Origin of the sequence: Paenibacillus sp. GM2 (assembly GCF_900069005.2) — a bacterium.
Classification (GTDB): domain Bacteria; phylum Bacillota; class Bacilli; order Paenibacillales; family Paenibacillaceae; genus Fontibacillus.
In genome coordinates, this window is record NZ_LN831278.1 from 203,616 (window position 1) to 219,430 (window position 15,815).

The 15,815-nt window shown below is 50.3% G+C and carries 11 protein-coding genes; 9 read left to right on the plus strand and 2 right to left on the minus strand.

Features of this window, described 5'->3' with window-relative positions; genetic code table 11:
- Positions 1 to 161: 161 nt before the first annotated feature.
- Complete coding sequence (locus BN1360_RS07725; protein WP_068779471.1) at positions 162 to 1,145, plus strand: AraC family transcriptional regulator; 984 nt, start codon at positions 162 to 164, stop codon at positions 1,143 to 1,145.
- Between the two features lie 34 nt (positions 1,146 to 1,179).
- Here the strand turns inward: BN1360_RS07725 and BN1360_RS07730 are convergent, their stop codons facing one another.
- Positions 1,180 to 2,127: a hypothetical protein gene (locus BN1360_RS07730; RefSeq protein WP_195714242.1), complete on the minus strand. Its 948-nt coding sequence runs from the start codon at positions 2,125 to 2,127 to the stop codon at positions 1,180 to 1,182.
- A 266-nt stretch (positions 2,128 to 2,393) separates the two neighbouring features.
- Here BN1360_RS07730 and BN1360_RS07735 point away from each other — a divergent pair, with 266 nt between their 5' ends.
- From BN1360_RS07735 to BN1360_RS07755, 5 genes are all read left to right on the plus strand, one after another.
- A complete protein-coding gene (locus tag BN1360_RS07735) occupies positions 2,394 to 3,359 on the plus strand; it encodes an ABC transporter permease (RefSeq protein ID WP_068779472.1) in 966 nt (321 codons plus the stop codon).
- A gap of 12 nt (positions 3,360 to 3,371) precedes the next feature.
- On the plus strand, positions 3,372 to 4,271 hold the full coding sequence (locus BN1360_RS07740) for a carbohydrate ABC transporter permease (RefSeq protein ID WP_229520902.1): 900 nt from the start codon (positions 3,372 to 3,374) through the stop codon (positions 4,269 to 4,271).
- A 33-nt stretch (positions 4,272 to 4,304) separates the two neighbouring features.
- The gene (locus BN1360_RS07745) at positions 4,305 to 5,972 is read left to right on the plus strand and encodes an extracellular solute-binding protein (RefSeq protein WP_229520903.1); all 1,668 of its coding nucleotides are present in this window, start codon (positions 4,305 to 4,307) and stop codon (positions 5,970 to 5,972) included.
- Between the two features lie 34 nt (positions 5,973 to 6,006).
- Entirely contained in the window at positions 6,007 to 7,602 is a 1,596-nt protein-coding gene (locus tag BN1360_RS07750; protein WP_068779305.1) for a hypothetical protein, read from the plus strand.
- Positions 7,603 to 7,669: 67 nt separating this feature from the next.
- On the plus strand, positions 7,670 to 8,941 hold the full coding sequence (locus BN1360_RS07755) for a Gfo/Idh/MocA family protein (RefSeq protein WP_068779306.1): 1,272 nt from the start codon (positions 7,670 to 7,672) through the stop codon (positions 8,939 to 8,941).
- Positions 8,942 to 9,049: 108 nt separating this feature from the next.
- Here BN1360_RS07755 and BN1360_RS07760 read toward each other — a convergent pair whose 3' ends face one another.
- Positions 9,050 to 11,362 carry a helix-turn-helix domain-containing protein gene (locus BN1360_RS07760; RefSeq protein ID WP_068779307.1) on the minus strand — a complete coding sequence of 771 codons (2,313 nt, stop codon included), beginning with the start codon at positions 11,360 to 11,362 and terminating at the stop codon, positions 9,050 to 9,052.
- Between the two features lie 194 nt (positions 11,363 to 11,556).
- Here BN1360_RS07760 and BN1360_RS07765 point away from each other — a divergent pair, with 194 nt between their 5' ends.
- The 3 genes from BN1360_RS07765 (at position 11,557) to BN1360_RS07775 (ending at position 15,805) form a co-directional block, all read left to right on the plus strand.
- Positions 11,557 to 12,057, plus strand: a complete 501-nt coding sequence (locus BN1360_RS07765) for an RNA polymerase sigma factor (RefSeq protein ID WP_068779308.1) — start codon at positions 11,557 to 11,559, stop codon at positions 12,055 to 12,057.
- Positions 12,058 to 12,060: 3 nt separating this feature from the next.
- Positions 12,061 to 13,968 (plus strand): TolB family protein, encoded by a 1,908-nt coding sequence (locus BN1360_RS07770; RefSeq protein WP_068779309.1) that lies wholly within the window; start codon positions 12,061 to 12,063, stop codon positions 13,966 to 13,968.
- A gap of 97 nt (positions 13,969 to 14,065) precedes the next feature.
- Positions 14,066 to 15,805, plus strand: coding sequence for a sensor histidine kinase (locus BN1360_RS07775; protein ID WP_068779310.1), 1,740 nt, complete (start codon positions 14,066 to 14,068; stop codon positions 15,803 to 15,805).
- The last annotated feature ends 10 nt before the right edge of the window (positions 15,806 to 15,815 follow it).

Genomic DNA, 15,815 nt, shown 5'->3' on the forward strand with positions numbered 1-15,815 from the left:
TTCTTTTGACCCGTTGTCCACTCATGTGCCAGGATCACCGCAGCGTAATAACGCATATTCACGTTTATTAAAGTGATTACCACCAATATATGTTTGGGAAATTGCGTTTACAATGACGGGAGATTATGATAAAAGTATCAAATTTACAGGTTGTGATCGGGATGGATGAGGCGATCAGGAGACAGATCTACCAGATCAACAGCATAGAGAGACAGCAGAAAGGAACCGGCCAGTTCATTATGGACTACCCGCACTACTCGTTCTCCAAAGAAGATGGCCATATGAATTTGCTGAATGAGTATTTTTTCAGGAACAAGGATATTTATGTTAGCCGGCATAATCGTTTTGCCGATTACCCTCTTCACTCGCATCAATTTCTGGAGCTGAACTATATGCTGCAGGGGAATTGCTGTCAGGTCATTGAGGGCAAGGAGGAACTGCTGCAGGAGGGCGAATTGCTGCTGCTTGATACAAGCTCCAGTCATTCGATTCAGGCGCTGGGGGAGGATGATATTCTTATCAACATTTTGTTCCGTGATCAGAATATCAATCTGGAATGGCTTACGGGAATCAAGAAGAAGAATAGTCTGGTCTTTGATTTCCTGTTGCGATCAGCGGTTGATGGCAATCCGATGAAGAAATATATTATTTTCAAGAGTGCGAGTATTCCGCATATCCGGCGAATCCTGGAACAAATCATCACCGAATATTTCCGGGATGAGGAGTTTTCTACCAGGATTATCACGCTGTACCTGCCTATTCTTTTCACCGAGCTGGTTCGCAAGTGCGACACATATCTGTCTGATGAGGTCCAGAGCATCTATTCAGAGACCCATAACGTAGCGCTTAACACGCTGCAGCTCATCGAACAGGAATATCGCGATATTACGTTGAGCACGGCGGCACAAAAGCTGGGCTATAACAAAAATTACTTGAGCAATATCATCAAGAAGAAGACGGGCTCCACCTTTACGGAATTAGTGAATAAGCAAAAGATTCTGGCCGCCAACCTGCTCATAGAATCAACTCAAATGCCGGTGAATGACATCATCGAACAGGTGGGCTTTCAGAATAAAACACACTTCTATGTTTTATATAAGAGGGAATATCGAATGCTTCCGCTGCAGAAGCGAGCTGGCGTCTGAGCTGCAGCAATCGGTCACGAGGTCGTATATTTTTTTATAAGTTGATGACCACAATCGCCAGCACACCAAGCGAGATGCCGATCCGGCCCAGGCGGCTGAGCTTCTCGCGGAAGATAAACATCGAACATAGGGTAATCGACACGATCATGCTTCCTTGCACGAGCGGGAACAAATAGGAGCTGGGGACCACTCCGGCCAAATAGGTGAGGATTAGATTGCCCATTAGCGAAGTAGCTGCCAGCAGTAGGAGCGGCAATATATTTTGATACAGCAGAGCGCTTTCCCGGGATAGGGAGAGGCGTTCTTTTTTATTCCCCCTAACGGCCAGTACTGTATAAGTCAATGTATAAAACAGACAGGCAAATAAGAAGCCAACCAGCATCAGCCCCTTGGACTCGGTGCCCTCCATTCTGAATTGATGGAACCGCTGAATAACCGCTAACATGCCGTTGCTCAAGAAGGTTAACAGGCAGTACAATTTCCACCTTGATCGACTCCCATTCCTCACTGGATCTGCATGGCCCCTTGGCTCGCTATTATCGGGATTTTTACTAATGAAATAAAAGGCGGCCAGGAACAGCAGCACCGCCACGACGACGGTAAGCTTCAGCGCTTCGCCAAAAGCAGCTATGCCGGTGAGCGCCGGGATAATCATGCTTGCCGAGAAGTAGAAGGCCGTGTAAGAGAGCGGCCCTGTGCTGATCGCCAGATTATAGAAAATGATCGTCAGCGTGAAGCAAAGGCCAAACAAGCTTCCTAACACCCACGTATTAACACTAATTTGCCGAATATCGGGCTGAACGAGACTGAACAACAGCAATCCCGCAGATGCGATTAGTGTAAACCCGGCATTGATCAGTAATCTGTCTCGTAAATGCTGTGCCCTGATCAGCTTCATCGACAGCGTCTGCCCTGCGAACAGCAGAATGGCGACAATAATAAGCAGAATGTTCAACTCCAGCCCCCCCAGCAACAATCTCACAGTAATCAGCAAGCCGGGGATTGCTCTTGACGTAACGAACTATCCACAGCCCGGCTTACACAGTAAGGACAGTATATGCGGAGGGTCTCTGTTCGTAAACGATCATCATTTAAGCTGGGCATTCATTTTTTAAGATTATAAATTTTGAGTGTCGGAATTAAATAACGGCGATTTACGGATGGGTAGGCTCCTCTTATGATTAGGGCAGGTTATCGTCGACGGATAGCAGCCTCATTCATTTACAACAGGAGGGGAACAATTTGTTAATAGCCAAGAAGCAGCGGGCTCCTGCGGGTGCAACCCATACAAGGACGGCAGCGGGCAGGAATTATAAATGGCTGATGGTGAAACGCAACAAGGCGTTATACTTATTTATACTACCGGCATTTTTGTACTTTTTTATATTTGCTTATATTCCAATGTACGGCGTGCAGATCGCGTTCAAGGATTTTATCGCTACGAAGGGCTTTGGAGGCAGTCCGTGGGCCGATCCCCTATTGAAGCACTTTATAACCTTCTTTAGCTCGGTGCGGTTCGGTGAAATCTTCTGGAATACCATCCGGATCTCCCTGTATTATTTGCTTATCAGCTTTCCGGCTCCGATTATACTGGCGCTGATGATCAACGAGGTTCGCGGTACCCGGTTCAAGAAGCTGGTGCAGAATATTACTTATATGCCCTACTTCATCTCCACCGTTGTTCTGGTAGGCATGATCGATCTGTTCTTCTCCAACTCGGGGCTGGTCAACCAACTGACAGGATTATTTGGCCTCGAACCGGTATTATTTCTGCAAAAGGAAGCGTTATTCGATCATATGTATGTATGGTCAGGCGTATGGCAGGCGACAGGGTACGGTTCGGTCATCTATTTTGCGGCGCTGGCCGGAGTATCGCCCGAGCTGCATGAGGCAGCTACGATCGATGGAGCGACACGCCTCCAGCGGGTCATCCACGTCAATATTCCGGCGATCATGCCGACGATCATTATTATGCTGATTATCAGTGTCGGCGGGATTATGAACCTGAGCTTCGAGAAGGTGCTGCTGATGCAGAAGGATATCAATATCGCCAGCTCGGAGGTCATTTCCACCTATGTGTACAAGCTGGGGATTCAGAAGGCGCAATACAGCTTATCGTCCGCGGTCGGCCTGTTCAACAACCTCATCAATCTGGCTCTGCTCATCATGGTTAATAGAATCGCCCGCAAAGTCGGCGAGACCTCATTGTGGTAAGGAGGAGTTTTTGTGCAAGTACAAGAGACGAAGGCCGATAAGCTTTTTAATACAACGAACATGGTTATCCTGGTTGCTATTTTGCTGCTCACGCTGTATCCGTTATGGTTTATTGTAAGCGCTTCGATTAGTAATCCGGACCTGGTCAATTCCGGCAAAATGCTGCTATGGCCCAAGGATATTTCCTTCGCCGGCTATAAGAGCATTTTCCATGATAACAGCATACTCAGAGGATACTTCAACACGATTCTCTATACGGCTGGCGGAACGGCAATCAATGTTATGGTGACCGTGCTGGCGGGGTATGCGCTATCGCGCAAGGATTTTGTAGGGGGCAAATTTTTTACCATTATGTTCCTCATCACGATGTTCTTCTCCGGCGGACTTATTCCGACGTTTATGACGGTGAAGAGCGTAGGGTTATACAACTCACCCTGGGTGATGGTCATTCTGGGGGCTACATCCATGACTAACATCATTATTACAAGGACTTTCTTTCAGACAACGATCCCGACGGAGGTTCAGGAGGCGGCGCAGATTGACGGCTGCTCCAACATTCGCTTGTTCCTGCAGGTCGTGCTCCCGCTATCCTCGGCCATCGTGGCCGTTATGGCCTTGTTCAGCGCCGTCGCTCACTGGAACGGCTACTTCACCGCTCTGATCTACATTCGGGATGAGCAGTGGCAGCCGCTGCAGATTGTGCTGCGTGAGACGCTGCTGAAGAGTCAATTCAACGCCAATCTGCTGCAGCAGGGCGGCGATACGGCAGGATTGCTGCAGGAGGAGCTGTGGGCGGCGGAGCAGATCAAGTATGCCCTGATCGTCATTGCGTCTTTGCCGGTGATGGCGATGTACCCTTTTGTCCAGAAGTATTTTGTCAAAGGGGTCACGCTTGGATCGGTCAAGGGCTGACAATATAAACCTAAATAAAGGAGGAGCAAGGGAATGAAAAGAGGGGTAAAAGCAAGAAGCTTCGCAGGGTTTATGGTTCTGATTCTGATGTTCGCCTCAATGATGGGCTGTTCTGCATCATCCAACTCGAATTCGGGTACAGGGACGAAGAATAATTCCTCGGCCTCGAACAACGAAGGGCCGGCGGGTGCAGGGCCGGATTATATGAATCCGGTTGGCGAATATCCGATTACAAAGGACCGAATTACGTTGACGGTGATGGGCAAGAAGGACCCGGGCGGCACCGAATGGAGCGAGCTGGAGATCTTCAAACGGTTGGCGGAGAAGACCAACATTGATCTGAAGTTCGAGCTGGCTGAGGGCGACACCTTTAATGAGAAGAAGAATATCGCGCTGGTTGGCGGGGAATATGCCGACATTATCCTGAGGGGCGCGGAGAAGACCGATGAAGAGACCTATGGCCCACAGGGGATTTTCCTTGACCTAACCGATCTGATCGATAAGTATGCGCCGAATATTAAGGCGCTGCTTGCTAAGGAGCCGTCTGTCCGAGCTGCTGTAACTTCGATGGATGGGAAAATCTACGGTCTGCCTTACTACTTCAAGACGGCGACTACACAGGGGCATCTTAGCTTTTTTGATGAGCAGTGGATGAAGAATGTCGGTATCGAGACTCCTCCAACGACGACGGATGAGCTCTATACGATGCTGAAGGCGTTCAAGGAGCAGGATGCGAACGGCAACGGCGATCCGAATGACGAGATTCCGTTCTCCGGCGTTGGCCTGATCGCCATGCAGAACCTGCTGATTCCTGCGTTTACCGGAATGACCGGCGGCATCGGCTTTGATGTTAACGATGCGGGCGAAGTTGTCTATGTGCCGGCGATGCCTGAGTATAAGGAGTTTCTGGCTTACGCCAACAAGCTGTATAAAGAGGGCCTGATCGACCGGGAGTTCTCCACTCAAACCTCACAGCAGTGGCAAGCCAAGGTGAAGGGCGGATTGGTGGGCGTATACAACGCTTCTCCAACCCTGCTTGACCCTGAGACGACCAAAACGGAGCAGCTTAGCCTGGTTCCGCTCACCTCTCCGACGAATGATAAGCGGGTTGTGAAGACGCCGGATAATCTATACACCAGCCGTGCTGTTATCACGGATAAATGCAAATATCCGGAGGCTGCGATCCGGCTGCTCGATATGTTCTACGCGACAGAGGAGAACGCGGTAGACGGCTTCTATGGCAATACAGTCTTCCTGGGTTATGAAGGCGAGCATTGGAAATATACAGACGACAGCAAGGCCCAATATGAATGGATTCCACCGATTACGGGCTTCGGGGATATTAACAAATCGGTCTCCGTCAATATGGAGCTGCCTGGGCTGCTGGATTTCATGGCTATCCCGGCGAACTACCCTCTCATGGAGATGAAGGTGAATCAGGTCAACCAGAATCAGGTTCCGTATTACCGGGATGCGTATCCGGTGAATGCCCGCTACACAACGAAGGAATCGGAGAGAGGAAATGTCATTGAGAACGATCTGTTCTCATATGTCAATCTGATGACGACGAAGTTCATTATTGGCGAGGAGAGCCTGGATAACTTCAACAGCTATATTGGGACACTGGACAAAATGGGGCTGCCGGAGCTGATGGAAATTAAAACGGCGGCGCTGCAAAGATGGAACGAAGCGATAAAATAACGTTGCCTTCTATCGGGCGAACGGAGGGATACTTGTGATCTATCATATCGATTCGATTGATGAGTTAATGGCTCTGCCGATGGAGGAGCTGCAGAACGGCGATACCGCCGTTCTGTCCTGCTTGCCTGAGCACGTGGGGTCAGGGGGAATCGCTGCAAGGCTGGAGTGGCAGCCGGATTGTATGCTAAGCCATAACGGCGGCACGGTGATCGCGCCTGAGGACATGCGGCGTGCTGACGAAGCCGGGCTTGCGGGACAGGGGGCCGCCAGGATCCCCGGCGTGTCTCCAGGTGAGGTGAGCGCCCCGTTGCCTCCTGGAAGATGGCGGCTGCTGCATGGCGGCGTAGGCGATTTTCGCTACTTTGGTATCTTTGGCCCCGAGCGGCCTGCAGATCAGGCGCTTGAGGCGATGGTGAACGATCCGGAGATCAAGCGGATTGAGGGCTATACGGATCTGCGCTTTACGAAGCGGCACAAATTTCACCGCAGCGGGCTGGAGCTGGACTTCAACAACTGCACGGTTACTGCGGATGGCATCGAGCCCGCACAGCCTAATGATCCTTTTGGCGCTATTATGCATTTCTGCGGCAGACTTACCGGGAGCACACAGCAGTTAACACTGACCGAACCGCTGCGGGAGCTGGAGGATATCTTCGAGGTTGCGGACAGCAGCGCCTTCCGGCTATACGAATGGTGGGTGGTGACGGTAAATCCTTTGGCCGGCAAGGAAGAAAAGGAGATCGACAAGCTGCTGATGGTGACGGAGATTATCGATGCGACACATGTCCGGTTTAACTATAAAATGGGCTGGGAGCTTGCTGAAGGACGCCTGCTTACTTATCAGAAAGCCCAGCCTGTGCGCCAGATCCATGTGCGCAATATGGTGTTCTGGGGAAATGCTGGAGGCGAGCAGCAAGGCGCCCAGCCCTTAGCCTTCGAGTATGCGGTGGAATGCAACGCCTCCGGGCTTAAGGCTTATCATACCTATTGGCCTGTCATTATGCGCAGGCACAATACCCATTATGTGACCGAGGGCTGCACGCTTGTTAATCCCGTGGAGGTGATCGTAGGCGGCACGGGTTATTTAACGCAGCAAATTCATTGTTTGTATGGCAAGGTACGTGACTGTACGACCAGCAATGCGCGCCATCTGAACGACTTTACTGGCAGCGCCTATTGTATGGTCGAGAACTGCCACGGCGACGGCGACTATCATGGCGCCTTTGTCACGCACGGCCAGTTCGAGCACGATTTGACCTATATCGGAAATTCCGGCCTGATTTCCTTTGCCAACAGCGGGCCAACCTGGGGGGAGAGCGCCAGAAGGATTGCTGTGAAGCGGCACTCCGGCTGCTGGATGATTGCCCGCTCCAAGGTCTCTGACCTGACGCTCGAGGATGTGCACATCGTGAAGACGAAGAATTATCCCCAGTGCGGTACGATGCTGATTAATACCGATGGCGTGCAAATCCGCGGCTGCACCGCCGATAAGCTGATTTTTACGCAGCGGAGTTCGCGTTCCCGGCGTCCAAATGTCGTACAGGACTGTGCCTTCGCGGACGGGATCGAAATTGCGCGCGAAGGGGCCCAGGCAGTAACGAACAAAATTAGGGTTCGGGATGAATTATAGAGCAGCGCAACTTCATGCTTGTTAAATAGGAATCAATCATTTCAGGACTTGAGGAGAGGGTTGCATCATGGCAAAAATTACGTTGGCTCTGGTTGGAGCAGGTGAACGGGGGCAGTTCTCTTATGCTCCTTACGCCAGAACACATGAATATGAGCTTGAATTTGTGGCGGTGGCCGATCCCAATGCGGGCAGACGTGCGTCCTTCCAGAAGGAATATCATATTAAGGATGAGATGGCGTTCGCCTCAGGCGAGCAGCTCTTGGCCCAACCGAAGCTGGCGGATGCGGTGCTGATCTGCACGCAGGATAACCAGCATTTCGATTACGCCTGTCAGGCGATTCGCAAGGGTTATATCCTTATGCTGGAGAAGCCGATATCTCCGAAATTGCAGGAATGCCTGGAGCTGCAGAGAATGGCGGAGCAATACGGGACGACGGTGGTGGTATGCCATGTGCTGCGCTATACGAAATTTTACCGCAAAATGAAGGAGCTGATCGACAGCCGGATCATCGGCGACATCGTCTCCGTGACCCATGCGGAGAACGTGGCCTATTGGCATTATGCGCATAGCTATGTACGAGGCAATTGGCATGTGACGGCCAACTCTTCGCCGATGATTCTGGCCAAATGCTGCCATGACATGGACATCCTCGCTTGGCTGCTGGATTCAAAATGCAGCGCCGTATCCTCCTTCGGCGATCTGAAGTATTTCAAGAAGGAGAACGCGCCCGAAGGCTCGCCGGAGCGTTGTACCGACGGATGCAGTCATAGCGGCACCTGCCCGTATTATGCGCCTGACATTTATCTGACTGAAGATACCAGCTGGCCGACCTCCTGTCTTGGCTCGGATATGAGCTACGAAGCGAGGAAGCGGGCCTTGGTGGAAGGGCCTTATGGCAAATGCGTATTCCATAATGATAATGATGTAGTTGATCACCAGGTTGCGACCCTGCTATTCGATAACGGCGTAACCGTTGCCTTCACCATGTGCGCCTTCACGAACGATTGCGACAGGACGATGAAATTCATGGGAACGAAGGGGGAGATCCGGGCTTCGATGGAGAAGAACGTGATCGAGGTTACGGAATTTGCCACCGGTACAACGAATGAATACAGGATCAATCCGGGCAGCGCCAAGCACAGCGGCGGAGACGAAGGCATCATGGAGGAGCTGGTCGCAATGATTAAGGGGGAGAGGAATAACACCAACCTGATCGAGCAATCGGTTCACAGCCATGTGATGGCCTTTGCTGTTGAGGAGTCGCGCCTGACCGGGAGAATCGTACAGATCGCTGATTTCGAGAAACGGGTGATGAACGCCCAACCAGTGAGTGTGTAGCTATGTTTATTCCGGAAACATAAAGGATCGCCATTTCTACACTTGACATGTAGAGATGGCGGTCTCTTTTTTGGGCAGCAGCAACAGACAGATGCAAGCCTTGAAAAGCTATGACCCATTCCGGTTCTCTTTGTTTTCCTGCCGATAATCGCCCGGCGTTACGCCCTCGTATTTCTTGAACAGTCGGGTAATGCCAACCTCGCTTGCATACCCCAATTGCAAGGCAATCTCCCTGATGGACAAATCCGTCTTTACGAGCAGTTCCTTCGCTCTGCCTAGCATATGCCTGGCGATATAATCTTTGACATTTTCATGCTTATACTTCTTGAATACATTGGAGATGTACTGGGGCGTTACCTCGAACTCCTGCGACAAGCGGTTCAGGTCAAGCCAGTGCTCTCCGGCGTTCTGATCGATATATTCGGCAATCTGCTGAACCAGCTTCTCCGTTTTGCTGATCACCCGATGCTCCGACAGCTCAGCGATGTTGTCGATCATTTCGAGGAAGCGCCTCTTGGCCACATCGAGTGAAGCGTGGTCAATCATCTGCTCAATGATCCGTTCATCGGTCACCGGATCATTTCCATTGGTGACAAGGGAGAAATTCATCACCTTCAGCAGCGTGGAAGCAACCTCGTAGAGCAGCAGCTTGGCTGCTCCGACTCCGATATTTTTGGACGTATTAATCTCAAAGATCGTATTCAAAAATTCCTTGGCCTCTTCGTATTGCCCCCTCTTCAGCAGTTCTATGAGCTGATGTTCGGTCTCCATCGAATAATAATAGTCAAAATGCAGATGACCCAGATCTCCGAAGCAGACGGTTTCGCAAATATCCCGCAGCTTGCTGTACTCCAGCGCTTTCTTGGCTTCGTCATAGCAATTCTGCAGATTGATCAGCCTTGAATGAGGGGAACTGATACCCAGGTTTAAATTCAGCCGATAATGCCTGGCGGCAAATTGGATCAACGTATTCGCCTGCTGCCTGGCCAACGCAACCGCTTCAGCAGGATTGCGACCTTCCCGCAGATTAAGCAGGTAGATCGATTGATTGCGACCGGCGTCGAGGAAATAGCATATGAAGTACTCGCTCATCAGCTCGCAGCCGACATTTTCCGCTACGACGCGCGTGAGGGACAGGCTCTTCTCGGACAAATTTACATGGTCCATAAAAAATGAGCTGTCCATATCGATCTCCAGCGCGCCAATTAAGAAGGTGTCGCTGGCGAAATGGATGCCGATCGAAGCGATCTGCTGAGCGGCTTCATCATAATTCGTCATCATGCCCCGAATTAAGTTCAGTAGATAATCGCGCCGTACGATGGGGATTTGCTTCTCAATGATCTCGTTCAGCTCTTTGCCATTCTTGATTTGGTCCAGCAGCGTATTTTTAATATTCTCGTATTCGTTCCGGCTGTCTCCCGGAGCTTGAGCATGCGACTGGATCAGATCATGGATCTCCTTCAGCGGCTTATAGCTTCGTTTAGCCAAGAAGCGGACAATAAACAGCCCTCCGACCAGATAGATAAGGAAGATAGCGATAAAATTCATTAAGTATTTTGTATTCTCTTTGAAGTACAGGCCTTTTGGTGTAGAAGAGATATATTTCCATCCGTTCTTCTCGGATACAACTTTATTAATAATTTCTTCATGTGAGCTTCTGCCATTTACCAGCCCGTCTATCTTCTGCATATCGATGCCCGGCGCGTTATCCGAGCTGATGATCAGGTGGTTGTTCTCATCCAGGATATACACATCCGAATTAGTCACCTGGCGCAGCTGATTGACGAGGGTGAACATATTCTTAGCATCGATGAAGAAGATGACCTGTCCCAGCGGCCGGGAGCTTGTTGTCATCGGGAACGACTGGATATAGGGCAGCACTTCAATCGTATTGCTCTCGTATTGATTCATCGTCTGGATTTCCATATATTCCTGAAAGTGATTGCCTTGTAAATAGTCCTTGGCAAAGGTGCCATAATCCAAATCCTTGAATTCATACATCAGATGGAAGAACCGCTGGGCATCCATTTGAATATTAGGCGTAACAATCTCATCTGTACGATTCATATAGACGAAATAGTCGAACAGAAGCTCGCGGGGCTTTCTTTTGCTGGCCATGTCCTTCATCAGCTCGCTGTAGCTGTCCGTAGCCCCTTTGGCGGCGAGTTCCAGCTTTTTATTAAACACAATCTCATTGCTCAGCTCGCTGATATAGAGAAGGTCGTCTTCGATTCCCGTCTTAAGCTGATTCAACAGGGTTACCGTGGATAGCTCGGTCTGCTTCGTAATCCGCTGGTTGATCTCAGCATAGTAGACGAACGCGCTGGAGAGCGTAAGAACAAGGATGGAGATATAAGACAAGACAAAGATGATATAGACGCTGTTCTTCTTTTTGAGTCTCGGCTTACGGAATTGGAACAATGGCTCACTTCCTAGCGTTAAAATGATAGAATCAAGAACAAATTTAGCGTACCACGCTTTTAAAGCGTTTTCAAAGCGTTAAATCGTCTATATTCATCTATGCTGCTAAGGGTGCAGTATATTTTTTTTCTAAATGATACAAATATAAAGGCTTTATCGTTACTTCCCATGAGGAGAGGAAAGGGAGTGAAAGGGTGGACGCATTTCTGAAAATATACGATGACTATTTCGACGACTTGTACCGGTATGTGCTGTTCCGGGTTGGCAATCGCTGGGACGCGGACGATCTAGTTAGCGATATTTTTCGCAAGGCGCTGGAATACAGCTGTAAGCATGGCGGAACGATCCCGGAATACGACCGGGCCTGGTTGTTTGCCATTGCACATAATCGGATTGTTGACCATTATCGTCGCAGGAAGGAGACCGCTTACGGCGTTGATCCGGAACAGGGGGGCTACGGGCATATCCGGAAGATGTTCCAGGAGACGTCAGTTCAGAACGAATGTTTGGAGGAAGCGCTGCTGCAGCTAGGAAATAAGGATCGCGAGATGGTGCATCTGAAGTATATGGTTGGCTTCGCTTACCATGAGATGAGCCGGATGCTGGACAAGACGGAAGGTTGGTTGCGTACGCGCATGCATCGGATACGGAAGAGACTTGCTGTCGACATTGATCGCTGTCTGGAGGAGGGATGAATCATGTCTGAGCAGAATCCGAAGTGGGTGGATGATCTGAAGAAGATTCATGATCGGTTGCAGGTTGATGAGAATTTCAAGGCGGAACTGCGGCGCTCCCTTATGGAGGAAGGGCAAGGCTATCCGCAAGCTAGGCATTATAGGCGTCCACAAGACAAGCGATGGCGAAAATATTTAGCTTGGGGCGCTGCCGCAGCAATGGTTGCGACAATAGTGCTGCTTTGGAACTTGCTGCCCGTTCAGAACATGCTGCGTGTTAACGCCGCCGACTTGAAGCTGAAGCTGCAATTTAATACGGTGCAGCAGCTCGGACAGGAGACAAGTATAGCTGTAGCGATCGATCAGGACACGACTTATTATGCGATACCTACGGAGGGAGTCTACCGTCAGCATGGATTTAGCTATGAACAGATCATAGCGGGAAAAGTGTCGGAGCTTGCGATCTCCCCGGATGGGAAGCGGCTGGCTTATGTGGCTGGACATGAGCTTCTTATCTGGGAGACGGATACGAAACAGACGCAGCGGGTCTTGGAAGCACCGGTGTCGCTCGGCGAATTAGCCTGGTCACAGGATGGGAAGCGGCTTGCTTACGTGCGGCATGATCCGGCTACGGATACCATTTGGGAGGCGCAGCTATCCTCCGGCGAACAGCGGTATTTGACCAAGGGAAGCTCTCCGTCTTATTTTCCGAATGCGGAAAAAATACTGTATACCCGGCAGGAGCAGATTTACACGCTTGATCTGGAATCCGGTACAGAGGAGCGATGGAGCGATGGATATTCGCCAGTGATCTCTCCGGATGGCAAGTATGTGCTTTATATCCGGAAGGATGGCGGCGTCCCCCAATTGGAGGATGCTTGGGTATCCGATCTGGATCGTCAGACCGAGCAGATGATTACCCGTAACCGCCCGATGGATGCATGGGAGAAGGGCCAACCGAAGGAAGGGGAGGTTCAGGCTTCCTACAGCCTGGAGGGTCTCGTCTGGAGCACCGATGGACAGAGCGTTGCTATGTATCAGGTTACAGAGACCAATATGGAGTGGAGGCAGCTTGTCCAGTATACGCTAGCAGAGCGGGAGGCCGATCCGGAAGAAGTAGTTGGACAGGCGATCGAGGCGCTTATTTACCGGGACGAACGGCATGCCCATGAGTTTTTTAGTAATGATCCCGGATATTTAAAAGGGACATCTCCGCGTCAGGTCGGCTATACCATTGTGAATACGACAACTGAAGCGGACGGCAAGGCGGTGGTCACGGCAAAGATTGATTACTCCAATTACGATCCGTATTATCGGGTTGATACTTATCGCTTCTCCCTCTCGCGAGGAAGTGGAGGATATTTGATCGACAATATGGAGGAGATCGACAGCACCCGCATAACGGACTGGAACGACCAAATGGTCACAACGACGGTGGATGATCAGCGTGATCAACTGATTTTCCGTGTTGATCAAGTTCCGGTGGATCGTGGCTGGTCAAATATCGGCTTCGGAAATATCGTCTATCGTGAATCGGGCGGCGGCCGAACGATCTGGTTTCTGGTCAAACAGCAGCAGGGTGACCATCATCGGATGCGCCTGATGCGTTACGATTGGGATAAGGGGACGTTCACGTTGCTAGGTATTCTTGACGGGGCAACGGAGTCGTCGATGATGATAATTGACGAAGCGGGGTTATGGGCCGCCATCGATGTTGCACTGGGCGCAGATAAGAATGATATCGCGGTGCTGCCGCTTACAGAAGCCGCTTCCCAGCCGAGGTATCTATCTGCCCAATTGCAGGGCCTGGAGCATGATCAGATTATAGGCACCCGTTTGTGGAGGGGCAAGAGTCTCAGCTTCTACGTGGAATGGAACAAGCGAGACGTATTCTATAATTATAATGCGGATATAGAGACACCGCAGAAATAAGTAATTGTTTGATAGCAATAGAAGATTCTTCCGTTACGGGAGAATCTTTTTTGTTTTAGAATAGAGGTAACTTATTTGGTTATAGGAGAGGATTAGGATGTTCTTGATGAAGCGGAGTCTGTTCGCCAAAATCCTGCTAAGTATGCTGATTACAACAACAGTTCCCCTGTTAATCACCAATTATATGTCCTATCATACGATCGGGCGCGCCGTCAAAGAGCAGCTGGTCGAATTGAACCAGAGCTCAATGGCGATCAAGATGTCGGGCATCACGAAGTATATTCATGACGTATCGCTGCTCTCCTATACGTATTATGGAGACCCTGAATTAATGCGGCTTCTGACCAAGCGGGAGACGCAGACGCCAGCGGAATCCGTATATATCAAGCAGAGAATAGGACGAAATTATGCAGCTTTTCCGGAGATCAGGTCGATCGTCTACAAAAGTGCATTAACGAACAAGCCATTCATTGTTAAATCCGATCTCAATGAGCGAATTCCGATGCCGGACTTTGCCGGGCAGCCTCAGGCAGTGGAGGACGGCGGTGAATTCAGTCAGGAATATTCGGTTGTGGAGTGGGGAGGAGAGAGGAGACTGCGGATTAACAAGACCTTCATCGATACGTCGAACCGGGAGCTGCTCGGGATGACGACGATGATCGTACGCGACGCGGAATTGAAGCAGCTGGCCAATCCTTTAGGAACAGACGAAGATAGCAGGACGTATATTTTCCTCCAGGATGATCTGCAGCTATTGTATGCGACACCGGGTCCGGATGAAGATCAGGACTGGATAAAGCGGCTGCGCGAGGAGCCCAGAGCGGTCAAGGGGCTGCTTAATGATCCGAAGGGAATATACATCTACTATAAGGATGATGCCTATAATCTTCCGATTACACTGGTAAGGTTTATCCCACAAGCGGTTATTGACCAGGCGGGAAAGCAGGCGCTCAATGAATCCTTCACCATTCAATTGATTGTAACCGTGTTCATCACGGTGATGGCAGGTCTGATCTCGTACTTCATGCTGTTCCGGATTAAGCGGATTCTCAAGCATATTAAGCATATTCAGATGGGGAACTTTGATATCCAGGCGAAATCGACCAGTTCTGACGAGCTGGGGGTTCTGGAGGATCGGTTCCAGGAAATGATTAAGCAGCTTGATATCCTCTGGAATCAGCAGTACCGCTATCAGCTGGAGGTCTCGACGGCCCGTCTGAAAATGCTGCAGGCGCAGATTAATCCTCATTTCCTGTTCAACACGCTGCAATCGATCGGTTCGCTCGCGATTAAGAAGAATGTGCCGGAGGTCAGCGATAAGCTGGCGGAGCTAGGGGCGATGTTCCGCTACAGTATGGATATCGATACGGAGGAGGTTCGTCTGCAGGATGAGCTGGAGCACTTGAATTACTATATTTCGTTGCAGATTGGCAGATATCAAGATAGGATACAGTTCAAACAGAGCTGTCAGGAGGAAGCATTAGCCATCCCTGTTCCCAAGATGGTGCTGCAGCCGCTCGTTGAGAACAGCATCGTGCATGGCATTGAGAGGGGTGAAGGCACCGGCGAGATCCATGTAGAGATTGAGGCGGCTAAGAAGCTGATCCTTCGTGTTGTTGATAATGGGCGCGGATTTAGTGAAGAGACGATCCGGGAGATTCGCGATCAGTATTTGGAACAGTTGATCCAGCATGCCTCCCGACCGAGGATCGGTCTGATCAATGTATTTAAGCGCCTGCAATTATATTGTGGCGAGGGCTTCGTCTGGAGTATCGAAAGCGAGCCATACGTCCGCACGACGGTAACCCTGGAAATTCCATATCAGCAGGGGAGTTGAACTAAGAGAG